Source organism: Gordonia araii NBRC 100433 (genome assembly GCF_000241265.1).
Taxonomy (GTDB): domain Bacteria; phylum Actinomycetota; class Actinomycetes; order Mycobacteriales; family Mycobacteriaceae; genus Gordonia; species Gordonia araii.
Genome location: NZ_BAEE01000064.1, coordinates 176,552 through 199,922, shown reverse-complemented (window position 1 = coordinate 199,922; position 23,371 = coordinate 176,552). Strand labels below are relative to the sequence as shown.

At 69.2% G+C, this 23,371-nt stretch carries 25 protein-coding genes; 12 read left to right on the top strand and 13 right to left on the bottom strand.

Annotated features, from left to right (window positions below):
* Nucleotides 1-165 precede the first annotated feature (165 nt).
* Nucleotides 166-537, top strand: coding sequence for a YidH family protein (locus tag GOARA_RS15070; protein ID WP_007323269.1), 372 nt, complete (start codon nucleotides 166-168; stop codon nucleotides 535-537).
* 23 nt (nucleotides 538-560) lie between these two features.
* On the opposite strand, the gene GOARA_RS15065 is transcribed toward GOARA_RS15070, so the two are convergent.
* Nucleotides 561-1,196 (bottom strand): alpha-ketoglutarate-dependent dioxygenase AlkB, encoded by a 636-nt coding sequence (locus GOARA_RS15065; RefSeq protein WP_007323268.1) that lies wholly within the window; start codon nucleotides 1,194-1,196, stop codon nucleotides 561-563.
* A 235-nt stretch (nucleotides 1,197-1,431) separates the two neighbouring features.
* Between GOARA_RS15065 and GOARA_RS15060 the strand changes: the two genes are divergently transcribed.
* The 4 genes from GOARA_RS15060 to GOARA_RS15050 all read left to right on the top strand — a co-directional run bounded on the left by GOARA_RS15060 (nucleotide 1,432) and on the right by GOARA_RS15050 (nucleotide 5,689).
* Nucleotides 1,432-3,033, top strand: coding sequence for an ABC-F family ATP-binding cassette domain-containing protein (locus GOARA_RS15060; RefSeq protein WP_007323267.1), 1,602 nt, complete (start codon nucleotides 1,432-1,434; stop codon nucleotides 3,031-3,033).
* A 91-nt stretch (nucleotides 3,034-3,124) separates the two neighbouring features.
* Nucleotides 3,125-3,436: a 4a-hydroxytetrahydrobiopterin dehydratase gene (locus tag GOARA_RS15055; protein WP_007323266.1), complete on the top strand. Its 312-nt coding sequence runs from the start codon at nucleotides 3,125-3,127 to the stop codon at nucleotides 3,434-3,436.
* Between the two features lie 40 nt (nucleotides 3,437-3,476).
* Nucleotides 3,477-3,941, top strand: a complete 465-nt coding sequence (locus GOARA_RS20435; protein ID WP_007323265.1) for a P-loop NTPase family protein — start codon at nucleotides 3,477-3,479, stop codon at nucleotides 3,939-3,941.
* Nucleotides 3,887-5,689: an excinuclease ABC subunit UvrA gene (locus GOARA_RS15050; RefSeq protein WP_007323264.1), complete on the top strand. Its 1,803-nt coding sequence runs from the start codon at nucleotides 3,887-3,889 to the stop codon at nucleotides 5,687-5,689. The genes GOARA_RS20435 and GOARA_RS15050 overlap by 55 nt, the downstream gene beginning before the upstream one ends.
* A gap of 10 nt (nucleotides 5,690-5,699) precedes the next feature.
* Here the strand turns inward: GOARA_RS15050 and GOARA_RS15045 are convergent, their stop codons facing one another.
* On the bottom strand, nucleotides 5,700-6,278 hold the full coding sequence (locus GOARA_RS15045) for a TetR/AcrR family transcriptional regulator (RefSeq protein WP_245548435.1): 579 nt from the start codon (nucleotides 6,276-6,278) through the stop codon (nucleotides 5,700-5,702).
* Nucleotides 6,279-6,367: 89 nt separating this feature from the next.
* On the opposite strand from GOARA_RS15045, the gene GOARA_RS15040 reads away from it, so the two are divergent.
* The 4 genes from GOARA_RS15040 to GOARA_RS15025 all read left to right on the top strand — a co-directional run bounded on the left by GOARA_RS15040 (nucleotide 6,368) and on the right by GOARA_RS15025 (nucleotide 10,528).
* Nucleotides 6,368-7,348, top strand: coding sequence for an ABC transporter permease (locus GOARA_RS15040; RefSeq protein ID WP_007323262.1), 981 nt, complete (start codon nucleotides 6,368-6,370; stop codon nucleotides 7,346-7,348).
* A 359-nt stretch (nucleotides 7,349-7,707) separates the two neighbouring features.
* Entirely contained in the window at nucleotides 7,708-8,652 is a 945-nt protein-coding gene (locus tag GOARA_RS15035; RefSeq protein WP_007323261.1) for a PQQ-dependent sugar dehydrogenase, read from the top strand.
* 86 nt (nucleotides 8,653-8,738) lie between these two features.
* Nucleotides 8,739-9,752: a putative nucleotidyltransferase substrate binding domain-containing protein gene (locus GOARA_RS15030; RefSeq protein WP_170265448.1), complete on the top strand. Its 1,014-nt coding sequence runs from the start codon at nucleotides 8,739-8,741 to the stop codon at nucleotides 9,750-9,752.
* Nucleotides 9,749-10,528, top strand: a complete 780-nt coding sequence (locus tag GOARA_RS15025) for a Fic/DOC family protein (RefSeq protein ID WP_007323259.1) — start codon at nucleotides 9,749-9,751, stop codon at nucleotides 10,526-10,528. The genes GOARA_RS15030 and GOARA_RS15025 overlap by 4 nt, the downstream gene beginning before the upstream one ends.
* Before the next feature lie 22 nt (nucleotides 10,529-10,550).
* Here the strand turns inward: GOARA_RS15025 and GOARA_RS15020 are convergent, their stop codons facing one another.
* Nucleotides 10,551-11,135: an ASCH domain-containing protein gene (locus tag GOARA_RS15020; protein WP_007323258.1), complete on the bottom strand. Its 585-nt coding sequence runs from the start codon at nucleotides 11,133-11,135 to the stop codon at nucleotides 10,551-10,553.
* A gap of 66 nt (nucleotides 11,136-11,201) precedes the next feature.
* Between GOARA_RS15020 and GOARA_RS15015 the strand changes: the two genes are divergently transcribed.
* From GOARA_RS15015 to GOARA_RS15005, 3 genes are all read left to right on the top strand, one after another.
* Nucleotides 11,202-11,477 carry a DUF2277 domain-containing protein gene (locus tag GOARA_RS15015; protein ID WP_007323257.1) on the top strand — a complete coding sequence of 92 codons (276 nt, stop codon included), beginning with the start codon at nucleotides 11,202-11,204 and terminating at the stop codon, nucleotides 11,475-11,477.
* Between the two features lie 66 nt (nucleotides 11,478-11,543).
* Entirely contained in the window at nucleotides 11,544-11,963 is a 420-nt protein-coding gene (locus tag GOARA_RS15010) for a DUF1622 domain-containing protein (protein ID WP_007323256.1), read from the top strand.
* A 2-nt stretch (nucleotides 11,964-11,965) separates the two neighbouring features.
* A complete protein-coding gene (locus tag GOARA_RS15005; protein ID WP_007323255.1) occupies nucleotides 11,966-12,373 on the top strand; it encodes a DUF1801 domain-containing protein in 408 nt (135 codons plus the stop codon).
* Here GOARA_RS15005 and GOARA_RS15000 read toward each other — a convergent pair.
* The 10 genes from GOARA_RS15000 to GOARA_RS14955 all read right to left on the bottom strand — a co-directional run bounded on the left by GOARA_RS15000 (nucleotide 12,370) and on the right by GOARA_RS14955 (nucleotide 23,204).
* On the bottom strand, nucleotides 12,370-13,587 hold the full coding sequence (locus GOARA_RS15000) for an oxygenase MpaB family protein (protein ID WP_007323254.1): 1,218 nt from the start codon (nucleotides 13,585-13,587) through the stop codon (nucleotides 12,370-12,372). The genes GOARA_RS15005 and GOARA_RS15000 overlap by 4 nt on opposite strands.
* A gap of 84 nt (nucleotides 13,588-13,671) precedes the next feature.
* The gene (locus tag GOARA_RS14995; RefSeq protein WP_007323253.1) at nucleotides 13,672-14,124 is read right to left on the bottom strand and encodes a uroporphyrinogen decarboxylase/cobalamine-independent methonine synthase family protein; all 453 of its coding nucleotides are present in this window, start codon (nucleotides 14,122-14,124) and stop codon (nucleotides 13,672-13,674) included.
* Nucleotides 14,121-14,627, bottom strand: a complete 507-nt coding sequence (locus tag GOARA_RS14990) for a flavin reductase family protein (protein WP_007323252.1) — start codon at nucleotides 14,625-14,627, stop codon at nucleotides 14,121-14,123. Before GOARA_RS14990 ends, GOARA_RS14995 begins: the two co-directional genes overlap by 4 nt.
* Nucleotides 14,628-14,638: 11 nt before the next feature.
* Complete coding sequence (locus GOARA_RS14985; RefSeq protein WP_007323251.1) at nucleotides 14,639-15,841, bottom strand: LLM class flavin-dependent oxidoreductase; 1,203 nt, start codon at nucleotides 15,839-15,841, stop codon at nucleotides 14,639-14,641.
* 29 nt (nucleotides 15,842-15,870) lie between these two features.
* Nucleotides 15,871-17,118, bottom strand: coding sequence for an SfnB family sulfur acquisition oxidoreductase (locus GOARA_RS14980; RefSeq protein WP_007323250.1), 1,248 nt, complete (start codon nucleotides 17,116-17,118; stop codon nucleotides 15,871-15,873).
* A 6-nt stretch (nucleotides 17,119-17,124) separates the two neighbouring features.
* Nucleotides 17,125-18,345, bottom strand: a complete 1,221-nt coding sequence (locus tag GOARA_RS14975; protein ID WP_007323249.1) for an acyl-CoA dehydrogenase family protein — start codon at nucleotides 18,343-18,345, stop codon at nucleotides 17,125-17,127.
* Between the two features lie 50 nt (nucleotides 18,346-18,395).
* Nucleotides 18,396-19,562 carry a dimethylsulfone monooxygenase SfnG gene (gene sfnG, locus GOARA_RS14970; protein ID WP_007323248.1) on the bottom strand — a complete coding sequence of 389 codons (1,167 nt, stop codon included), beginning with the start codon at nucleotides 19,560-19,562 and terminating at the stop codon, nucleotides 18,396-18,398.
* Between the two features lie 188 nt (nucleotides 19,563-19,750).
* Nucleotides 19,751-20,599: a transglutaminase family protein gene (locus tag GOARA_RS14965; protein ID WP_007323247.1), complete on the bottom strand. Its 849-nt coding sequence runs from the start codon at nucleotides 20,597-20,599 to the stop codon at nucleotides 19,751-19,753.
* Entirely contained in the window at nucleotides 20,596-21,564 is a 969-nt protein-coding gene (locus tag GOARA_RS14960) for an alpha-E domain-containing protein (protein WP_040523580.1), read from the bottom strand. Before GOARA_RS14960 ends, GOARA_RS14965 begins: the two co-directional genes overlap by 4 nt.
* A complete protein-coding gene (locus tag GOARA_RS14955) occupies nucleotides 21,561-23,204 on the bottom strand; it encodes a circularly permuted type 2 ATP-grasp protein (protein WP_007323245.1) in 1,644 nt (547 codons plus the stop codon). Before GOARA_RS14955 ends, GOARA_RS14960 begins: the two co-directional genes overlap by 4 nt.
* Nucleotides 23,205-23,371 lie beyond the last annotated feature (167 nt).

Here is a 23,371-nt window from a genome sequence, read left to right as displayed (position 1 = left end):
GCCCGTGCGCTAACACTGGCACACGGAAGGGACGCGCGGTCGGAACACGGCGAGCGGTTCACGCCGAGCGGGTGACGGCGAGACCGAATGCGCGGATTCGGTACCGGGCTGTGCCATGCTGTCGAGGACTGGCGACCGGTGAACGCAACAGGAGGTCTACCGACGATGTCTGACGCGCGTCACGGCGATGCCGACGATCCGGACGGCCCAGCGGTCGTCCCCGGGGCCGTCGACGCCCGATTCACCCTGGCGGCCGAACGAACGATGCTGGCGTGGCTGCGCACGTCCATGGGCCTCATCGCGGCCGGCGTCGCCGTCCTGCACATCTTCGACCCCTTCGACAACCCGCACGCCCGCACCACGATCGGTTCGGCGCTGGTCCTCATGGGTGCGCTCGCCGCTGTGACCGGTCTCGTGCGATGGCGTCGCGTCGATCGCGCGCTCGAAGCCGGCGGGCCGCTGCCCGGCCCGTGGCCGATTCTGGTGCTGACGATACTGATCGTCGCGGTTGCACTCGGCTTCATCGTCTGGCAGTAGGGCTTCGGAGCCGGCTGGGCGCCTCACCAGACCCCGGGCGCACGGAACTGGACGCTGATCCGGGCACCCGCGCACCGTTCCTTGGGCACGGCGTGATCCCAGGTGCGCTGGCACGACCCGCCCATCACGAGGAGATCACCCGAGCCGAGGGTGAACCGGCGGGATCTGCCGCCGCCGCGGGGCCGCAGCAGCAACGAGCGGGGAGTTCCGAGCGAGACGATCGCCACGAGCGTATCGGCGTGGCGGCCACGTCCGATGCGGTCACCGTGCCAGGCGACGCTGTCGGAGCCGTCGCGGTAGAGGCACAGTCCCGCTGTGGCGAATCCGTCGGGCAGGTCGTGGCGGTAGTGGTCGCTCAGGCGCGCACGTATCTCGTCGAGCAGCGGGTCGGGAAGGCGATCGGACGCCATGTAGTGCGCGACGAGACGCGGCACGTCAACGACGCGGTCGTACATCTCGCGCCGCTCGGCTCGCCAGGGAACACGATCGACGAGTTCCTCGAACAACCCGACCGACCCGGACAGCCATCCGGGCCGCACGTCCACCCACGCGCGAGCATCGAGCCGGACGCGATGAGCAACCTCCAGGCCGCCGAGTTCCGGACCGGCCTCGCCGGACACGGCTGCGTCGAAAAGCGAGCCCTGGAAACCGTCGACCATGCGACCAGAATACGCGATGTGTCGAACGTATGAGCTAATGCTGGCCACGGTCGGCGCCGGGGCCGAATAAATCGGTGGCCGTCATCGGCATGTGGGCGTAGCGTCGGGCGCGGACATGTCGTCGACGAAGGATTCGCTGTGCTCAATCGGGATCGCGCTGTAGCCCTGCGCTGACCTGACGCCTCTCACCGGAGGCTCGAATCGTCAGCGCGCCACTCGACGATCCGGAGTTTCCATGTCCATCCCGCACAACCCTGCTGTCGTACTCAGCGACCTCTCCTTCTCCTGGCCCGACGGCACGCCCGTATTCACCGGCGTCGACGCGGCGTTCGGCGCCGGGCGCACCGGCCTCATCGGGACCAACGGTTCCGGCAAGTCGACGCTGCTGCGACTCGTCGCCGGAGAGTTGACGCCGTCATCCGGCCGGATCGATATCGACGGCGTTGTTGGCTATCTGCCGCAGCAGCTGACCCTCAAGACCAACGCGACGGTGGCCGACCTGCTGGGAATCCGCGTCCGCCTCGACGCCCTGCGCGCCATCGAATCCGGTGACACCGACCCGCGCCGCTTCGACGAACTGGGCGATGACTGGGATGCCGAGTCCCGTGCCCGCGCCGCGCTCGACGTGCTGGGCCTCAGCTCGATCGGTCTCGACCGTCCGGTCAGCCAACTGTCCGGCGGCGAGACCGTGCTCGCCGCGCTCGCGGGCTTGCGCTTGGCGGGTGACGAGGTGGTGCTGCTCGACGAACCCACGAACAACCTCGACCGCCAGGCCCGGCACGGACTTTACGACGCCGTCACGGCGTGGTCGGGTGCGCTCATCGTCGTGAGCCACGACGTGACCCTGCTCGACCTCCTCGACGAGACCGCCGAGTTGCGGTCGGGCTCGATGACCGTCTTCGGCGGTCCGTTCAGCGCCTACCGCGAGTACGTCGCCGCCGAACAGGCCGCTGCCCAGCAGGCCGTCCGGTCCGCCGAGCAGGAGCTGAAGAAGGAGAAGCGCCAGCGCGTCGAGGCGGAGACCAAGCTGGCCAGGCGCAGCCGGTACGCCAAGACCGACTTCGAGAACAAGCGCAAACCGAAGATCATCATGAACATGCTCAAGGGCAGCGCGCAGGTCTCGGCCGGAAAGCTCCGCGGTCAGCTCGACGGACGGGTCGAGGCTGCGCGGGAGGAACTCGACAGCCAGGAGGCGCGCTTGCGCGACGACGCCCGGATTCGCATCGATCTGCCGGATCCCGGTGTCTCGACCGGTCGGCGCCTCGCCGAACTGCACGACGGGCGGCACGATCCGATCGTCATCGCCGGACCCGAGCGCGTGGCGCTCACCGGCCGCAACGGGATCGGCAAGACCAGGCTGCTCGAGTCACTGTTCGCCGACGACGAGTCGGACGAGGACCGCGTCCGGGCGATCGCTCAGACCGGCCGCATCGGCTACCTGCCGCAGCGGCTGGACAACCTCGACGACGAATCGACGATCTTCGAGGCGGTCCGCCAGACGGCCCAGCACACTCCGGCCGTCGAGATTCGCGCCCAACTGGCACGGTTTCTGTTTCGCGCCGACGACGTACTGCGGCCGATCGGCGTGCTTTCCGGCGGCGAGCGATTCCGGGTGGCCCTCGCCCGGTTGCTGCTCGCGGACCCCCCGAATCAGCTCCTCATCCTCGACGAACCGACCAACAACCTGGACCTGGCGAGCATCGACGAACTGGTCGACGCCTTGGACGCCTACCGAGGCGGGCTCATCGTGGTGAGCCACGACGATGCTTTCCTGGAGCGGCTTCGCATCGATACCAGGGTCGTGCTGGACGACGACGGGCTGGCGATCGAACGCTAGCGTCTCGTGCGATACGGGCGAAAGCACCAGAACGCCGCGAGAGGGGCGTACCAAGGAAGGTGGGACGTATCGCGAGGCAATGGAGGCGCACATGACTACCGACCGCTACCGAAAACTCACGGCGGAAGAAGCCGCGGAGGCGGTGCCAGCGCCCTGGCATGTCGCCGAGGGAGCGCTGCGCGCCGAATACCGGACGCAATCGATGGTTCGCGGCCTCAATCTCGTCACCGAAGCGGTCGAGGCCGCCGAGGCTGCCAATCACCACCCGGACATCGACTTCCGGTACGGCACCGTGACGTTCACCGTCATCACGCACGCGGTGGGGCAGCTCACCGACGCCGACGTGGAGCTGGCGACCGCTATCGCCCGGATCGCCGAGCGCCTGGACATCGCCAACGACTGAACCGGCGGACGCGCCGAAGAGGTCTCGTTACGGTTGCACCATGGCCCGCGAGGAGATCATCGGCGTCGTCGGGGCGACGACGAACAACCTGCGCAACGTCACCGTCGACGTGCCCAAACAGGCTTTCACCGTCGTGACCGGGGTGTCGGGGTCGGGTAAGTCGTCGCTGGTGCTCGACACCATCGCCGCGGAGGCCCAGCGCCTGGTGAACGACTCGTATTCGGTATTCGTCCGCAACAGGCTGCCGCAGATGCCCGCGCCAGAGGTGCAGTCGATGTCCGGTCTCACCTTCACCGCGCTGATCGATCAGCGGCGCTTCACCGGCAACGCGAGGTCCACGGTGGCCACGGCGGCCGACGTGGCACCGCTGCTGCGCCTCGTCTTCTCGCGGATCGGCGAGCCGTCGGCCGGGTACTCACCGTCCTATTCGTTCAACGATCCGTCCGGGATGTGCCCGGTCTGCGAGGCCTCGGCACGGTCGTCGACATCGATGTCGACGAGTTGATCGATCCGTCGAAGAACATCGACGAGGGGCCCGTGCGGTTCAGCCAGTTCCGCCCGGGCGTGTACCGGTGGAAGCGATTCGCCCACTGCGGGCTGGTCGACCGGAAGAAGCCGCTCAAGGACTACACGCCCGAAGAGATGACGCTGTTCCTCTACGCCGACCAGGTGAAGCTCCCGAATCCGGATCCGGAGTTCCCGCAGACCGCGCGTTTCGACGGCGTCGTGACCAGGATGCGCGATGTCTATGTCAAGAACCACCCGACGAAGATCTCGGCATCGGTGCGCGAAGAACTGGACCGGTTGATGACTCGACGCCAGTGCTCAGAATGCGGCGGAGCGCGGCTCAACGCCGCCGCCAGGGCGAGCCTGATCGACGGCAGATCGATCGTCGACTGGTCGTCGATGTCAGTGGCGAAGCTGCGCGCGCTCGTCGGCGAGATGGACGTTCCCCGGATCGCGCCGGCGCTGGCGAACATCCGGCACACGCTCGACGCGTTGCTGTCGGTCGGGCTCGGCTACCTCTCGCTCGACCGGCAGTCCGGGACCCTGTCGGGAGGGGAGGCGCAGCGCGTGAAGATCGTCCGCCACCTCGGCAGCGCGCTGACCGACGTGACCTACGTCTTCGACGAGCCGTCCACGGGACTGCATCCCGCCGACGTCCAACGGCTCAACAAGCTGCTCCTGCGCCTTCGGGATGCCGGGAACACCGTCCTGGTGGTGGAGCACCACCAGCAGGTGATCGGTGCCGCCGACCACGTGATCGATATGGGACCGGGAGCGGGGGCGGACGGCGGCCAGGTGCAGTTCGAAGGTTCGCCCGCCGATCTTCGGCAGAGCGCGACGCTGACCGGCCGGTTGTTGGCTCGCCGGCTTCGCGTCAAGAAAACGGTGCGTGATTCGCGAGGTCGCGCGACGGTCACCAACGCCCGGGCGAACAACCTGACCGGGTTCGACGTCGACATTCCGCTGGAGGTGCTGACCGCCGTCACCGGCGTCGCCGGTTCCGGGAAGAGTTCGCTGGCCACCGACGAACTCGCACGTCAGCACCCGGAGTTCACCGTGGTCGGCCAGGACCCCCTGCGTGGCGGCGTGCGATCGACCTCGCTGAGCATTCTCGGTGTCGCCGACGACGTGCGCGATGCGTTCGGGTCCGCGTCCGGACTCGCGCCGTCGTGGTTCAGCTTCAACTCCAAGGGTGCCTGCCCGGCCTGCGGCGGCAAAGGGTTCATCACCACCGAGCTGGCCTTCCTCGACGATGTGTCCATGCCCTGCGACGTGTGCCGCGGCGCCCGATTCAACGACACCGCGCTAGCGGCGAAACTGGACGGCCATTCGATCGCCGACGTCCTGCACATGCCGGCACCGCGCATCGGGGAGGTATTCGCCGGCCATGCCGCCATCGCCACTGCCATGACGTGGCTGGAGCGGGTCGGTCTCGGCTACATCGCGGTCGGCCAATCCCTCGACACGCTGTCCGGCGGTGAGAAGCAGCGGCTGCTGCTGGCGCGACATCTCTGCGCCTCACCCGCGCTGGAACACGAGCGAATCGTGCTCGACGAACCAACGACCGGCCTGCATCCGAGCGATGTGGACCGGATCAACGCCCTGTGCGCCGACCACGTCATCGACATCGGGCCGGGAGCCGGTTCCGACGGGGGCACCCTGTTGTTCGCCGGGCCCCCTGCGGCGCTGCCCGAGTGCGAGAAGTCGTTGACCGGGCGGGCGCTCGCAGTCGCGGCGGGGGAGTAACGAGCCCGGCCTACTCGGCGTCGATGACAGCCTGAACGCGCGGGGCGAAAACCTCGATCAGGTCGGCGCCCGACGGCTCGGCGAAGGCTGGTACGCCGACGAGGTAGCGCATCGTCGCCAGCCCGAACAGCATGCTGACGACGGCGCGCACGGTGTCGGTGCTCACGCCGATCTCGGCGGATGCCAGCGGCACCATGGCGTCAGACACGAATCCGCCGAAGTTCTGGGACATCGCGTCGTCGGAGATCGCCGCGCGGAGGAACCCCTGGAGGGCGGTGCCGGTGAGCTCGTCGTCCCACACGGTGACAAACGAGGTGACCAGCCGCCGGCCGAGCTGATCCCGTGGACCGGTCGCCGCCTGCGCGACGATGGTGCCGGGGTCGATCGGCAACTCCATGGCGGCGACGAAGAGCCCGCGCTTGTTCGCGAAATAGTAGGGGATCAATGCGACATCGACGTTCGCCCGCGTCGCGACCGCGCGCATGCTGGTGCTGGCGAAGCCGTTCTTGGCGAACAGATCCCGCGCGGCGGCGAGGATGTCGTCGCGCGCGGTGCTGGGGCCTGAGCGTCGGCCGGTCGGGGTTGCCACGGACTCCACGGTAGCGGATTTCAACAATCGTTGACATCGCCGGTCGTTCGTCCTACCGTCGTAGTTCAACAACTGTTGAAGGAGTGGGGATGGACGATCATCTGGTGAAGAAGCTGGTCGGCGTCATCGTCGGCGCGTCGATCGCGATCCCGCTGATCCTGCTGATGTTCATCGGCCCGGCGTCGCGAGGCGCGCCGCACGACCTGCCGATCGGTGTCGTCGGTCCACCCGCGATGGTCACGAAGATGGGCGCCACGCTCGAGGCGCGCCAGCCCGGTGCCTTCGAGGTCCGGAGCTTCGCCTCGGCTGAGGAACTGCACGAGGCGGTGCGCGATCGTGAGGTGTACGGCGGCGTCGTTCCCGGTCCCGATCCGTCGACGGTGATCGCCTCGGGCGCGGGGCCCGCGGCCGCGCAACTCATCACCCAGCTCGGTGCTCGGATCGCCGCCGGGGGTGGACCTGGAGCGCCGGAACCCCGGGTTGTCGACGTCGCGCCGCCGGCCCCCGACGATCCGCGCGGGGCGGGCTTCGCTGCGATGGTCATGCCGGTCTTCATGGCCGGCGCCATCCTGGGCATCGCGCTGCCCCAGCTGACGCGCCGTGCCGGGCTCACCGCGGCGTTGTTGCCGGTCGGTGCGGCGGCGATCGGTGGGGCGAGCGTCGGCGCGGCCATGGCCGTCGGTGTCCTCCCCGGCGGATTCTGGTCTCAGGCCTTCGCCATGTCGACGGGCATCCTGGCGATCGGTGCGGCGATCGCCGGGCTCGTGACTCTCGTGGGAGTCGGTGGAATCGGCGTGGCGGTCGTTCTCTTCATGCTGATCGGCATGCCGCTGGCGGGGATCGGGTCGCCGCCGGAGTTCCTGCCGGGGATCTGGGCGAGCGTCGGCCAATGGTTGCCGCTCGGAGCGACGGGCACGGCGTTGCGCGGTGCGGCCTTCTTCGCCGACGGAAAGCTGATCGGCGCGGGGTCGGCGCAAGCCTTCGCGGCGCTCGTCCTCTGGATCGCCGTCGGATACGCGCTACTGGGGTTGGCGCACCGGCGACGTGAGCGCGTCGCGGTCGACGACTGAGGTGCCCACTCGGCGGGGGCGAGGTGCCCAGTCGGCGGGGGCGAGGTGCCCAGTCGGCGGGGGCGAGGTGCCCAGTCGGAGGGGGTGAGGTGCCCAGTCGGCGGGGGTGAGGTGCCCACTGGGCGTAGGTGAGGTGCCCACTCGGCGGAAAATGAGTCGGCGCGGTGTCGCTTCAATGCGCTGCGGCGCTTTCAGTCGGCACAATGGGAGGGGTGTGGACCACCCGGACCTTGTTGGCATCGATATCGGTGGTTCTCGTCGCTGTCGTCGCGACGGCGTGCGGCGGTCCATCCGCGCCCGATGATCCCCTTCCGACCCGGACCGGTCCCGCGACCGCGAGTGAAACCCACGTCGTGGCAATGGGTTTGGCCGCACCCTGGTCGATCGCCTTCTTCGGCCGGGTTCCGCTCGTCAGCGAACGCGACTCCGGGCGCATCCTCGAGATCGACGACGAGGTCGGCACGCGCGTCGTCGCGACGGTCGACGGCGTCGACGGGACGGGTGAGGGCGGCCTGCTCGGGATCGCTGTGCGCCAGCGCCACCTCTACGCCTACTACACGGGAGGTTCGGAGAACCGGATCGCCCGGTATCCGATCACGGGGACAGCGGGTTCGCTGGCCCTCGGGCGCGGCGAAACGATCCTGCGCGGTATTCCGTCGGCGACCTATCACAACGGCGGCCGGATCGCCTTCGGCCCGGACGGGATGCTCTACGCGACGACCGGTGACGCCGGACGCCCGGGCCTCGCGCAAGAACACGCCTCGCTGGCCGGAAAGATCCTCCGCATGACACCGACCGGCGCGGTGCCCGCGGACAACCCGTTTCCCGGGTCCCTGGTGTACTCGCTGGGCCACCGAAACTCCCAGGGGATCGGCTGGTCGGCGGACGGACGCATGTTCGCGTCCGAATTCGGAGCCGATGCCGAGGACGAACTGAACCAGATCGAGGCAGGCAAGAATTATGGGTGGCCGGCCGTCGAGGGAAGGCAACGCGGGGACCGTGCGCCGGAGTACACGGACCCGCTGATCACCTGGCCCACCGACGAGGCGAGTCCCAGTGGAATCGCCGTCGTCGGCGGCGCCGTCGTGATCGCGAATCTGCGCGGCGAGAGGCTGCGCGTCGTGCCGCTGAACGATACCGCCACCTCCGCCGACCGGTATGCCGGCGAATTCGGACGGCTGCGGGACGTCGTCGTGACGCCCGGCGGTGAACTCTGGGTGCTGACCAACAACACCGACGGGCGCGGCACCCCGGGCGCGGGCGACGATCGGATCGTCCGGGTCACGGTGGACGGCGCGCGGTAACTCCGGCGAAAACTCGGCATTACGATGCCGTTGCCCGACGCCGTTCCGATTGCGAACTGCGAGTTCACGCAGGGACAATCATGCTCATGAAACGTCCAGCGCCCGGCGACGCCGTGGCCGCGATCTCCCAGGCGGATGACCGGATCGGCCTATCCGAGTCGATTCGATCGGCACGGGACGTCCTGGCCATGGCCGCGCGTCAGGCCGATGCGGCGCAGGCCGCCGAGTGGTGGTCGGCGCTGGTCGTGGAGGCGGTCGCCGCCGCCGTCCGGGTCATCGGGGCGCCCGCCGGCGTGGAATGGGAGTGGTTCGTCACCGGGAGCTGCGCCCGGGGAGAGGGCCTGCCCGGTGCCGACGTCGAAACGCTGATCCGCTTCGGCCCCGACGCTGACCGGCGCCGGGACGTTCTCGCGGCGGCCGCCGACGTGCACGACGTGCTCGAACGAGCCGGAATCGCGCCCGATGGGAACGGCGCCATCGGCAGCCGTGCGCGCTGCTGCCGTACCGACGAGGGCTGGCGCGAGGCCACCGATTCCTGGGCCGCGGATCCGGCGACGGACCGGGGTGTCGTCATGGCCGGGCTGACCCTCGACGCCCTGCCCGTCACCGGCACGGGGGAGTCGTCCTGGCTGGCGCAGACGATGCTCGCGGCCTGTCGACGGCATCCGGCCCTGGCGGCCGCGATGGCACAGGATTGCTCCGCGGTGCGGGAGGTGGTGCCCGCTCGTCTCGCCGTGCTGACCCGGCGCGCCGACACGGTCGACATCAAGCAAGCGGTGGTGGATCCGATCGTGCGGCTGGCGCGGCTCAAATCCGTCCTCGGCGACTCGGGCGAGCGCTCGACGCAGGGGCGCCTGACCGCCCCCGACGGGGTGCTGACCGACATCGACTGGCCCGCCCTGACGCATGCGCTCACCGCGGCGACCGGTCTGCGCTGGGCGTTGCGCCGCGACCGCTGGATGGGCGGACGGTCGGTCGGCGACGTCGTCGCGTTGAGCGAGTTGGCGCCCCATGAACGGGCCTTGCTGAGGGGTGCGGGCCGCGAGGTCATGGGTGCCCAGCGGGTACTCGCCTACGTCGCGGCGACGGAGATTCGATGACGACGGCGATCGGCGCGGCGACGGTCGCCGCGTGGGCCGTCGCCGCGCAGCGCCTCGAAGGCTGGGAACCCGACGACGAGGAGATCGCCGCACTGAGTTCGCTGGCCGGGGGCGCGATCAGCGTGGGCGACTACCTGGCCGGGTGCCGGCGGAGATACGTCGACGACGTGCCGCGGCGCACCCCGGTGCTGGCCCGTCGGCGGCCCTATCTGATCCGCGGCACCGATGTGCTGGACAACAACCTGGACATCTCCTCGATGCAGGTCTTGGCGCGCGCCGAGCACGCGGTGGTGGCCGGACGCACTGTCCGCCTGCTGACCCAGCCGGTTGCCGTGCGTTCGGTCGGCGATGTGCACCGCGCGTTGTTCGCCGACGTCTATTCCTGGGCCGGGGAGCCGCGGACGATCGACATCAGCAAGCGGGGGACGCGGTTCGCCGCCGTGCACGAGATCGCGGCGGGAATGGCCCGGACCGACCGCGACGTGACCGAGGCCCTGGCCTGTGCCGATGGATACAGCCCAACGGCACTCGGCCACCGGCTTGCCCGGATCTACGCCGACTACAACGCGATTCATCCGTTCCGCGAAGGAAACGGGCGCGCGGGCACGATGTTGCTGCAGCTCATCGCCATGCGGGGCGGAAGGTGGTTGGCGCTGGACCGGCTCACCGGCGGCGAATGGCTTGCCGCGTCGCGCGCCTCGATCGCGGGTACAACGGTCGTCGGGCCGGACGCCGAGCCGCTGCGCGCCCTGCTCGAACCGCTGATCGTGGGCTGACGCGGCGGGCCCCGGCGCGGTTTCACCGTGAGGCGAGCCAGGCGAGATAGGCCGCGCCGCGGGGTGAGATCTCGTAGCCGACGTCGTGGCTGATGGTCAGCCCGAGCCCCTTGAGTTTCCGGATGTCGGTCTTCATCGGCGCCCGCTCGACACCGCGCAGCTCGGCCAGTCTGGTGGACACCACTCGTGGGTTCTCGGCTATCCAGGTCAGGATGTCGCGAGTCCACGCCCCGGATTCGCGGCGGTCGAGTCGCGCGAGACGGCGAGCGATCTGTTCGCATTCCTCGTTGGTGGGAATGGACTCGCGCAGCTCGATACGTGGATCCTCGCCGGCCCACTCGACGTCGATGCGGTAGACGTGTGCACCGCGGGTGCTCTTGCGCAACGCGGTCCGCAAGGTGTCCGCGTCGGCCATCCCCGCCGCGCGCGCCTGCGCGTCGGTGAGCCCGCCGAGGTCGTCGACCCGTGTCACGGCGGTGAGTCGAACAACCCCGGCGGCAGTCAGCTGAGTCCCGCCCACCCGCACCTTGGGCGAGTCCCAGCAGCGGTACTGCGCGGTGACGGTGCCGGCGCGGATGCCTTCGGCGATCGGTGTGGAGATGAGCACGTCAGCGATTCTGGCACCCCGTCAAGACCGTTGTCGTCGCATTCGGTCCGGCGTAGCGTGAAGACCATGTGCCGCAACATCCACACCCTGCACAATTTCGATCCGCCGGCCAGTTCGGACGAGGTGACCGCAGCAGCACTGCAGTACGTCCGGAAGATCGCCGGAACCACGAAGCCCTCCAAGGCCAACCAAGAGGCATTCGATCGGGCCGTGGCCGAGATCGCGCACAGCACCCAGCATCTGCTGGACGCGCTCGTCACCACCGCACCGCCGAAGAATCGCGAGGAGGAGGCCGCGAAGAAGCGCGCCCGGGCCATCGCGTCCGGCCGGTACGCCAGCTGAGCCGGGCGACACGAGAGGTCGGCGATATCCGGCTGACCGTCGCCGCCGCGGCCTAAGATCGTGCACATGAGGCTGCACGAGGTGTTCGACGGTGTCGCCACGGTTTTCGAAGCCGTCGGCGTGCTCGCGATTGTCGTGGGCTTCCTCGTTTCGTTCTACCTGTGGCTGTCCCGGCTGGTCCGCGGAGAAGCCGGCGCCCTGCAGGTGCTGCGAACCGCGGTGGGCAGCTCGATTCTGTTGGGCCTGGAGATCCTCGTCGCCGCCGATCTGATTCGGACGATCACGTCGGAGCCGTCGCTGGAGAACGTGGGCGTCCTGGCAATCATCGTGTTGTTGCGGACGGTGCTCAGCTGGTCGATTCAGATCGAGATCGAGGGGACGCTGCCGTGGAAGCGCGCGCTGACCGAATCCGGCGGAGCGATCCTCGCTCGTACGGTGGCGGCCGAACGCGGTCGCCATGAGGCGCTCGACGACAGGGGAGCCTAGGCATGTCAGGCACACGACCGACCACCGCCTCCGTCGCGGATTTCCTCGGCAAGGTCGGCGACGAGCGCAGGCGCGCGGACGCGACGGCCGTCGTCGAACTGATGCGCACGGTCACCGGCGTCGAGCCGGTCATGTGGGGGCCGTCGATGATCGGCTTCGGCGATCAGCCCTACACGACGGCCGACGGCAAGCAGCACGAATGGTTCGCCGTCGGGCTGGCGCCGCGCAAACAGGCGCTGACGCTCTACGGGCTCACCTTCTACGGAAGCAACACCGATCTACTCGACCGGCTGGGTCCGCATACGACGGGCAAGGGCTGCCTGTACGTCAAGCGGCTTTCCGACGTCGACGAGGAAGTGCTGGCCGAACTCATCCGGCGCGGGTGGCAGCAGAATCACCGGGACGGCTAGCGCCGCAACTGCTGGCTCGCGTCGAAACGCTCCTCGCGCTGACCCAGGTGCCACGCATGCCACCGGCACCATCGCCGCATCTGGGCGTCCTGCCACCGCCGGTCGATCGCCGGGACGAGCCTGCGCAGGATTTCGGCCACGGCGACGAGCGGCGCGCGCCCGACCAGTAGCGCGAACCCCGGCCAGCCCGAGGGCAACCGGTAGTCGCGCCGATTCCACGGGAGCATGAACAGACGCGTGTAGCCCGCCTGCAACTGCAAGTGGTACTTCGCCCGTATCCGGGCGATGCCGCGCAGGTCGGAATCGGGCTCGAAGGACGGAACGAAACCCTCCACCAGCTCGGCCCCGAGATCTCCGGAGTCGTGCTTGCGCGTCGCGTCGAAGAAGTAGAGGAGCCGCACACCGTCGGCGACCGACGTCGGATACATCTCGTCGACCTGACAGCCGACGAGATGGCCGAGGTAGCGGTTGAAATGCAGCACGGCGCGGATCTCCGCGGGGGAGGTGAGGAAGCCGAGCGCGTACAGGCCGAGCGCGGGCCCGACGCTGCCGCCGAGCAGCGTCAGCATCATCTCGCTCTGGCTGATCGGGAGCCCGTGGGCGGCGCGATCCCACTCCGGATGCTCGGCGACACGGGCGCGGATCGACACGTGCATGACGCGGACCTTCAAGGAGACTTCCCGTGCGCGCGAGCCCGGAGTCAGCGCGGCGCCGGGCCGGCAGACTTCGAGCCACCAGCGGCTCGTCTCCAAGTAGCGGTGCAACGCGCTGGCCCCGGCATAGCCGCCGGAGAGGGAGAGCGGAACGGCCAGCGACGCCTCGGTGTAGGTGTCCATCGTTCCCGCGTTGCCGACGGCGCCGAGGCTGTAGCCCCACCGGCGCCAGACGGCCGCTCCGCGCTCGACGAGGTCGGGATCGACCCAGTCGGGGATGGTCTCGAACTCGGCGAACAGTTCGCGCATCGACGCCGGGGCGTCGGGCACGTTGTCGACGCCGACCCGCAGCGCCTCGTCGAGGAGTTCCCGGGAACGCTCCGGTCCCAGCGCGCCGTGATAGGTCTCGGCGACGAAACGTTCGGCGACCGGGTCGCCGGTGTCGTGATCGCGGGCGAAACGGCGTTGCACCGACGGTGCGGGCAACAGGTCGAACCGGGTGAATCGGTGGACTCGGTCGCGCAGCTTCTGGTGCGCTGGCGAGACGACCAGATCGACCATGTCATCACTCCTGCCAGACGGGACACACCTGACAGTAGTGGGTCCGGCCGGCCGTGTGGTCTCCCCGGGCTGATGGCGCGTTGCTCAGGCCACCGACGCGGTCGACCTCGTCTCGACCGCCAGACCGCGAACGGTGAGCAGCGGAAGCACCTCGCTCACCACCCGCCGGACCAGGTGGGGGTCGGCCGACCGGAGAGTGACCCCGTCGGCGACGCGGGCCGCCCAGATGTCCCAGAGCAACCCGGCCAGGGTGGACGCGGTACCGGCGTGGACTAGCGACTCGGTGGGAGATCCGGGAGTCCATTCGGGATGGAGACGCGCGTACCCGGCGAACGCCGTCGACACGGTCTCCGCAAGGTAGACGTCCAGGTCGACGAAGGCGGGCAGCGGCGATCGGGCCGTGCGCTGTGCTGCGTCGCGCAAGGTCGGCGCGGCGAATCGCTCGACGTCGTCGGGGGCGGACGGTGTGAGTTCGACCCAGCGACGGTCGGAGCGGTCGTCGATCTCGACGGCGAGCCGCAGGGGTGCGCCGCTCATGCGAGACCCTCCCGGACGATCCGGTGGAACCGGCTGCGGTGGAACAGCAGCGGGTTGTTTGCCTCCGCGGCGAAGTGGTCGACGACCTCGAGTAGCGCGATCGAGTGATCTCCGGCGGGAATCAGCCGGTCCAGCCGCGTCGTGAAGCCCGCGGCGGCGCCGTGGAGGTGCACCGCGCCGTCGAGCGTCGAACTCCACCCGATGTCGGCGAACCGCTCGGCCGCCGGGCGCCGGAACTGCTCGGCGAGCGATTCCTGGTCCTCGGCGAGGATGCTGATGCCCCAATGCGTTTGATCGCGAAGGTGGGGCAGGGTCGACGATGAACGGCCGATGCTCACCGACACCAGCGCCGGATCGAGCGATACGGAGGTGAACGAGGACACGAGCAACCCGATGGGTCCGGCCGGGCTGAGCGCGGCGACGGCGACCAGTCCGGAGGGGAAGTGGGCGAACGCCCGGCGCAGCACTGCCGGGTCGGTGGGGGCGGTAGTCGGTGCGGACACGGATGTTCCTCTCAATTGTTCGGGGTCGCTGGCAGGAAGGGGGAACCGAAGCCGGAACCGGCGAAGCGAGGATCGCCGGGATGGCGGGCCGAGAGACCGCCGTCGAACAGGCCGTCGCGGGTCAGTTGCGGAATGACGCCCTCGCCGAACCAGTAGAGCTCCTCCAGATGCGGATAGCCGGACAGGATGAACTCGTCGATCCCGAGATTCGCGTAGCCGCGGATCGCGTCGGCCACCTCGCGGTGGCTGCCGACGAGCGCCGTTCCGGCACCGCCACGGACGAGGCCGACACCGGCCCACAGGTTGGGGGCGATCTCCAGCGTGTGCGGATCCCGCCACGACCCGTCGGCCCGGTGGGCGGCATGCAGTTCGCGCATCGCCGCCTGGCCCACCGACTCGCTGCGCGCCAAACCCTCCTGTGCCTTGGCCACCACGTCGTCGTCGAGGGCGTCGAGGAGCCGCCCGGCTTCGGCCCAGGCCTGTTCGGCCGTGTCGCGGGCGATGACGTGCAGCCGAATGCCGAAGCGCACGTCGCGGCCCTGCGCAGCGGCCAGTTCCCGGATCCACGCGATCTTCGCCGCCACCGCGTCGTGCGGTTCGCCCCAGGTGAGGTAGACGTCGCTGTGCCGGGCGGCGACCGGTCCGGCCGGCTGCGAGGATCCACCGAAATAGATCGGGGGAGCGGGCAGCGGGACCGTGGGCAGCGCCGCGTTCTCCACGGTCAGGTGCTCACCGGCATAGGTCACCGTCTCGCCGCGCCACAACGCGGTGACGATGTCGAGGAACTCGTCGGTGCGCGCGTAGCGGGCGACCTTGTCCAGCTGATCGCCGTAGGCGCGCTGCGTCGAGGTCTCACCTCCGGTGACGATGTTGACCAGGAGACGCCCGGGGGCGTGTTTTGCGAAGGTGCCGGCCATCTGGGCGGCCAGAGTTGGGCTGATCAGCCCGGGCTGCAGCGCGATCAGAAAGGCGAGTCGCCGCGTCTCCCGAGCGAGCATCGCCGTAGTGATCCAGGCGTCCTCGCACCATGGACCGGCCGGCGTCAGCGCACCGGTGAACCCGAAGTCCTCGGCGGCTCGGGCGATCGACGCTAGGTAGCTGATGCTGGCGTCCCGATCGCCGCCCGCGGCACCGGCGGGCACGCCGTGGCCGCCACCGACGATGGATCGGGAGTCGCCGTAGGTGGGGAGGAACCAGTGCAGTTTGACGGTCATCTCAGGCTTTCGTCGAATCGTCGGTGGACTTACAGGGACGTGTGGGTGGGCGGAATCTGGCGGCTCAGCGCCCACTTGCCCAGATGGTGGAGCTTCCACCGTTCGGGATCGTGCAATGTGTGGGTGCGCGCATCGCGCCAGAACCGGGACAGGTTGGCTTTCTCCGAGGCCGAGCGCGTCCCCCCGAAGTCGAAGAGTTCGGCGCCGGCGCGTCGTGCGGCCCGGCCGGCGGCCACCTTCGCCGCCGCCGTGGCCAGCGACGCCTCGGCGACCCGGTCCCGCCGCCCCTCGTCGCCGGAGGCATCGGCTTCGTCGATGCGGTCGGCGGCGGTGAGCAGCAGTGACTCGGCCGTTCGCACGGCCAGTTCCAGATCCCCGGCCTGAGCGATCAGGTAGGGGTCGTCGGCCGCGTCGTGCACGGTCGATTCGAACCACGGACGTGCCGCCGATACCGCGGGGCGGACGGCGTCGAGGGCGCCGCGCGCGATCCCGGTGTCGATGGCGGCGTGGATGAGCTGGGCCCGGGCGCCATAGGTACCGGGCGTCTCCAGCAGGGCGCTGAAGTCGAGGACCTGCTCCGGCTTCACCGCGACCCGGTCGAAGCTGACCGTGCCGCTGCCGGTGGTGCGCTGCCCGAATCCGTCCCAGTCATCGACGACGGTGATCCCCGGCGCGTCGGCCGCGACGTAGGCCACGACCTTGCGAGGCCGCCCACCGTCGTGCGCGACCGCGCGGACCGCGAGGAGATCGGCGTGCAGGGCCCCGGTGCAGTAGTACTTGACTCCCGACAGCAGCAGACCGTCATCGGTGGTGCGCAGCGTCGTGGAATCGTCGACGACGGTCGGTCCGGACCGTTCGGTCTGCGCGTTCGCCAGGCGCGCGCCGTCGAGGATGCGCGGGTAGACGCGTCCGGCGAGTTCCGCGGATCCGGCACGGCGCAGCGCCTCCAAGAAGGTGAAATGGCTTTGCGGTATCTGGGCCAGGCTCGGGTCGGCGGCCGCGATGATCGACACCACCTTGGCCAAGGTGGCGACCCCGACGTCGGCACCGCCGAACCGCGAGGGCACGGTGATGGCGAGTAGTCCCGAGTCCGACAGGGCCGCGACCTCGTCGTGCGGATGCACGCGGATCGCGTCGCGGTCGCCCGCACCCGCAGCGAAGGCGGGTGCGAGCGACTTGGCGACGTCGATGGCCTCGGCATCGTCGGCGATCCGGCGGGTGCTCGCGGTACGCAGCCCCGCCACCGGGTCGTCGGTGTTGCTGATGAGGTGTGTCATTCCGGCTCAGCTGTAGAGGCTGAACTGGGGTGCGCGCCGGTTCAGCGTCCAGTCGCCGACCTCGCGCGCCTTGTAGGCGACGGGATCGTGCACGGTGTGGGTGCGCAGGTTGCGCCAGTGCCGGTCGAAGCCGTACGCGCTGGTGGTGGCCCGGGCGCCCTGGATCTCGAAGAGGCGCGAGGCGACTTCGAGGGAGACCTTCGTCGTCAGGTACTTGGCCTCGGCGATCGCGACCGCCGTCGCCGCCCGCTGCTCGGCGGTGAGTTCGGGACCGAAGTCCAGTGACTCCTGCAGCGCGTCGCCGGCCCGGTCGGCCAACAGCGCGGCCGCGGTCACCTGCGACTTCAGTTCGCCGACGAGTTCGAGGATGTAGGGGTCGTCGACCGCGGTTTCCAGACCGGAGGTCTCCCACGCGCTGGCGTTGAGCTTGGTCCAGTCCAGCGCCTCCTCCAGGGCGCCCTCGGCGGTGCCGATGTAGAAGTTGACGAACGCCAGCTGCCAGTGCGGGGTGACCAGCGTCTGGTACGCGGAGAACTCCTTGCCCGTGATCGGGTCGGCGCCGAGGATCTGGTCGCGCGAGACCGGCGTGTTCACGAACTCGACGCCGCCGGAGTCGGTGAGCCGCTGACCGATGTTGTCCCAATCGCCGAGCGGCCGGAAGCCCTCCACGTCGCGGGGCAGGGCCAGGAACACCAGGTCGCCCTCGAACACCGCGGTCACCGAGAGCCAGTCGGCCACACTCGCACCGGACGCGAAGGTGCGGCGGCCGTTGAGCCGGAAACCGTCACCGTCGCGTGTGAGTTCAAGCGCCGAGCCGCCGCGTGGATTCTGCACGCCGCCCCAGAACGTCTTCTCCTCGGCGTTGCGCCGCGAGATCTCCTGCGCCTGCTCCGGCGTGCCGAACAAGTGCGGGATCCGCTGCTGCGCGTAGTGGTAGCCGAGCAGATGGGCGATCGACGTGTCGCCGCGGGCGATGCGCCGGGTGAGCTGCTGGCTCTGGGCGTAGTTCAGGCCGGAGCCGCCGAACTCGACGGGCTCGCCGACCTGGAGCAGGTCGGCCTGGCGCAGCAGGTCGACTTCGGCGACCGGGTCGGCGTTCGCGCGGTCGCGCTCGGCGGCGGTGGAGCGCAGCTCGGCGGCGACGAGATCGGCGCGCCGCAGGGCATCGTCGAAGCGGCCCTGCTGGTCGGCGACGTTCTCGGCGGGGGCGTTGGTGGTGACGGACATGATGATTTCCTTACTGGTTGTCGTGCGTGCTTGGTGGAGTGGCGGATGGGTCAGGCGAGGATGCCGTTGGCGGCGAGTTCGGATTCCAGGCGACCGCTGGAAGCGAGGTCGGCTTCGAGTTCGCGCACCAGCGGCAGGATCCGGGTGCCGAAGTACTCGACGTCCTCGAGGTAATGCAGGAAGCCCAGGAGGAAGAGGTTCACCCCGCGGGTCTTGTAGGCGACGATCCGCTCGGCGATCTGCTCGGGGGTTCCGATGAGCCCGGTCCGGAATCCGTCGTTGTACTGCACGAGATCGGCGAATTCGGAGTCCTGCCACATCCCCTTGCCGTTCGACGTCGACTGGCCGGCCTGCCGGACGGCCGAGCCGAATCCCTCGACGGCCTCGCGGTCGGCCTTGTCGACGATCTCGCGCAGCACGTCGCGCGCCTCGGACTCGGAGTCGCGGCCGACGAGGAAGCCGTTGAGACCGAAGCGCACGGTACGACCGTGCAGGGCAGCCTCGGTGTTCACGTCGATGACCTGCTCGGTGATGCCGTCGAAATCCTTGCCGTTGCTGAAGTACCAGTCGGAGACGCGGCCGGCCATCGCGCGGGCCGCGGTCGAGTTCCCGCCCTGGAAGATCTCCGGGTGGGCGCGGCCGGGAACGTCCACCGGCTTGGGCTTCAGGTCGAAGTCGTGCAGGCGATAGAAGTCCCCGTTGAACTCGGCGTGATCCGACGTCCAGATCTCGCGCAGGTAGGTGATGAACTCCTCGCTGCGCCGGTAGCGCTCGTCGTGTTCGAGCCAGGGCTCGCCCAGCTTGGTGAACTCGTCGCGGAACCATCCGCTCACGACGTTCACCGCGGCCCGGCCGCCGGAGATCTGATCGGCCGTCGCGAGCAGCTTGGCCAGCACGCCCGGCTGCCACAGCCCGGGGTGGACCGCGGCGATCACCTTGAGCCGCTCGGTGGCCAGCAGAAGTGCCAGCGAGAAGCTCGTCGACTCGTGCTGGTAGGCGGCGCCGTAGGAGGCGATGTAGCGCACCTGGCTCAGGGCGTAGTCGAACCCGTTGTTCTCGGCGAGGACGGCCAGCTGGCGGTTGTAGTCATAGCTCCAGTCGGTGCGCTGCTCGATCTTGGAGACGACGAGACCGCCGCTCACGTTGGGCACCCAGTACGCGAACTGCAGGGGAGCTGCGGCCGCGTCGAGCTGTTGTTCGGATCGGGATGCGGGCATGACGAAAGGGACCTCCTTGAAGGCCGGATCGGGATGGGTTGGTGGATGAAGGCGGCGACAGGTGCGCGCGATCAGGTCAGCGACATCGAGTGGCGCGACACATTCGGTGCGTCATGGGATTCAGTCTGCGCGAGCCGGCGCCCCAGGTCATCGTTGGGATCACGCGGGTTTCAAAGGAGCCCGTTGGGTCAGGCCAGACGGGTGACGCGCACCGTCACGTCGAGCTCGGATTGTGCGCTGCCGGTGTAGATCCCTTTGATCGGTGCGAGGTCGGCGTAGTCGCGGCCGGTCCCGACCGAGATGTGATGGTCGTCGATGAACTTGTTGTTGGTCGGATCGATTCCCCACCAGCCGCCGGTCCACACCTCGATCCAGGCATGGCTCTCGCCGTCGACGGCTTCGCCGATCTCCGCGTCGGCGAGCGGGTGCAGATATCCCGACACGTAGCGGGCGGGAATGCCGAGGCTGCGGAGCATCGCCAGCGTGATGTGGGCGTAGTCCTGGCATACGCCCTTGCGGTGCCGCCACGCGTCGGCCGCGGTCGAGTGCACCTCGGTCGTCCCCGGCTCGTAGGTCATGGCCTCGAAGACCTTGGTCACCACCGCCTCGGCCGCGTCGGCGGGACGCAGCCCGGCGGAGGAGTCCGCCGCGAACGCCGCGAGTTCGGCGGTGTGCGGCGTATACGCGGTCGGCCGCAGCATCTCGTCGTACTCGTCGACCACCGACCCGTTGCGCAACTGCACCCAGTCGACCGAGGTGGTCTCCTCGCCCCTCGTCTCGTTCTCGGTCTCCACGACCGCGATACCGGTGACCTCGAGCCGTTCGTGCGGCGAGTGCAGGTCGAAGGCGGTGACCACGGTGCCCCAGTAGTCGTTGTAGCGGAACTGCCGCGCGCCCGGCGACGTGTCGACGTGGTCGACGACGACGCTCTGGCGGCTGTCGCTGCGCGGGGTGATCCGCGCCTCGTTGAACGACGAGGTCACCGGCGCGGTGTAGGTGAATCCGGTGGTGTGGATCAGCCGCAGCCGGGCGCTCATGACGTTCCTCCGTGCTCGAAGCCGGCGAGTCCGGTGTCGGTCCACGACACGTAGGGCTCGATGTGGAAGTGCTCCTCGGCGATCGATTCGCTGACCGCCCGGCACGTCTCCTGCATGTCGAGGAGGTAGGCGGGCAGGTCGCGTACCATCTCGGCGCGCCCGATGAACTCGACGGAGCTGCGCGCCCGGCCGAGCAGGGTGAGTGCCGTCGACTGGGACCCCACGCGGTCGGGCCGTTTGTCCAATTCGGCGAGGAATCGTTCGGCGACCCGGAGGGAGTGGAACACCGACCGGGGGAACAGCCGGTCGAGCATCATGAACTCGACGACGTTCTCGGTGTCGACGGCGCCGCGGTAGGCGCGGACGTAAGTGTCCTGGGCGCCGGCCGCGACGAGCAGGCTCATCCACGAGAGGGCGTCGCGCCGGTAGGCGGAACGCGACATCAGCAGGCGGACGGTCATGTCGACGCGCTCGATGGAACGCCCGACGATCAGGTAGCTGTAGCCGTCGTCGTGGCTGAGCGTCGCGTCGGTCAATCCGGCGAACATCGCCGCCCGCTCCTTGATGTAGGTCGCGAACGCGTGCGGGCCGAGGAGGCGGGCCCGGCGCTCGGCGTCGTCGAGCCCCATGTAGGTCGCGTTCAGGCACTCCCACATCTCGCTCGAGATGACTTCGCGCGCGCCGCGGGCGTTCTCCCTCGCGGTCTCGACGAGACCGACGATCGATTCCGGGCACGAGCGGTCGTAGGCCACCCGGTCCACCATTGACCACACGGTGTGCTCCCGGTCGTTCTCGGGATCGAAGCCGAGGACGGCCATCACGTGGCGGACCATGGAATCGGTGTCGACGGTGGCGTCCTCGAGGAGCTGCTGGACGACGACGTCGAGAATGCGGGCCATATCGTCGGCTCGTTCGACATAGCGGCCGATCCAGTACAGCGAGTCGGCGTTACGGGCGAGCATCAGCGCTGCACCCCCTCGGATCGTCCCTGTTGCTGGGTCTGCTGGTGCCGGTGGGATTCGGTCTCGCGGGTCAGCAGTGGCTCGACGTCGGGGGTGGCCGGCGGCGACGCCGGTATTTCGGCGTCCACGAGTTCGTCGTCGTCGACGTCGCCGGGTGCTTTCGGCGCCGAGGTCGCCAGCACCCAGGTGTCCTTGGACCCGCCGCCCTGCGACGAGTTGACCAGCATCGACCCCTCGTCGAGCGCCACCCGCGTCAGCCCGCCGGGCAATACCCACACCGATTCGCCGTCGTTCACGGCAAAGGGGCGCAGGTCGACGTGGCGGGGTTGGAGCGCGTCGTCGAAGAGGGTGGGATTGGTGGACAGCGCCACCAGGGGCTGAGCGATCCACCCGCGCGGGTTGGCCCGGATCCGGTCGGCGAGGCGGTCGAGTTCGGCCGCGGTCGCGAAGGGCCCGAACACGATCCCGTATCCACCGCTGCCCTCGACCGGCTTGACGACCAGTTCGTCGATGCGGGCCAGGACTTCGGCGCACTCGTCGGGGAGCCAGCAGCGCAGCGTCTCGACGTTGCGCAGGAGCGGTTCCTCGCCCAGGTAGTAGCGAATGATCTCCGGCACATAGGTGTAGACGAGCTTGTCGTCGGCGACGCCGTTGCCGATCGCGCTGGAGATGACGACGTTGCCGGCGCGGGCGGCGTTGACGAGACCCGCGACGCCGAGCATCGAGTCCGGGCGGAACTGAAGAGGATCGAGGTACTCGTCGTCGATGCGTCGATAGATGACGTCCACGCGGGTCTGCCCGTCGGTGGTGCGCATGTAGACGACGTTGTCGCGGCAGAACAGGTCACGGCCCTCGACGAGTTCGATCCCCATCTGGCGGGCCAGGAGCGAATGTTCGAAGTAGGCGGAGTTCGCGACACCGGGGGTGAGCAGGACGACGGTCGGGTCCGACACCGAGGTGCGGGCCGACGCCTGCAGCGCGCGCAGCAGATGGCGCGGATAGTCGCGCACGGCACGCACCCGGTGGGTCGCGAAGAAGTCGGGGAAGACGCGGGCCATGGTCCGGCGGTTCTCCATGACGTAGGAGACGCCCGACGGGGAGCGGACGTTGTCCTCCAGGACGCGCAGCTCGCCGTTCTCGTCGCGGATCAGGTCGACTCCGGCGACATGGATGCGGACGCCGTTGGGCGGCCGGATCCCGGCGGCCTGGCGGTGGAAGTGGGCACACGAATTGATGAGGCGCCGGGGGAGGACGCCGTCGCCGAGGATCGCCTGTTCGCCGTAGACGTCGTCGAGGAACATCTCCAGGGCGCGAACCCGCTGTTTGATGCCGGCCTCGAGTCCCTTCCACTCGTCCGCGGAGATGACGCGGGGAATCGGATCCAGCGGGAACGGGCGCTCTTTTCCGGAGAGGGAGAAGGTGACCCCCTGGTCGATGAAGGCCCGCCCGAGGGCGGTCAGCCGCGCGCGCAGATCACTGGTATCGATCGAGCCGATCGCCGAGGCGATTCCGCGGTAGGGCGCGCGCACCGACCCGTCGGCGTGGAACATCTCGTCGATCGCCCGCTGCTCCCAGCCCGAGCGGTATCGCCGGAACGCGGGGATCCGCGCGTCCTGCGCTTGGGGGTGATCGGGGCGGGTCATGGCACGAATCGTCGCACAGCCGATGTGTCAGCTCGGGCGCCGTTGTGTTGCGCGTGCGTTAATCGTCTGTGTCGCGCCTCGGTGAGTCGCCCGGTTTCCGGCCGGACCCGTTGACGTGAGCTGCTTCACACCATACGGTTAGACATCATCCAAAAAACGTATGACGT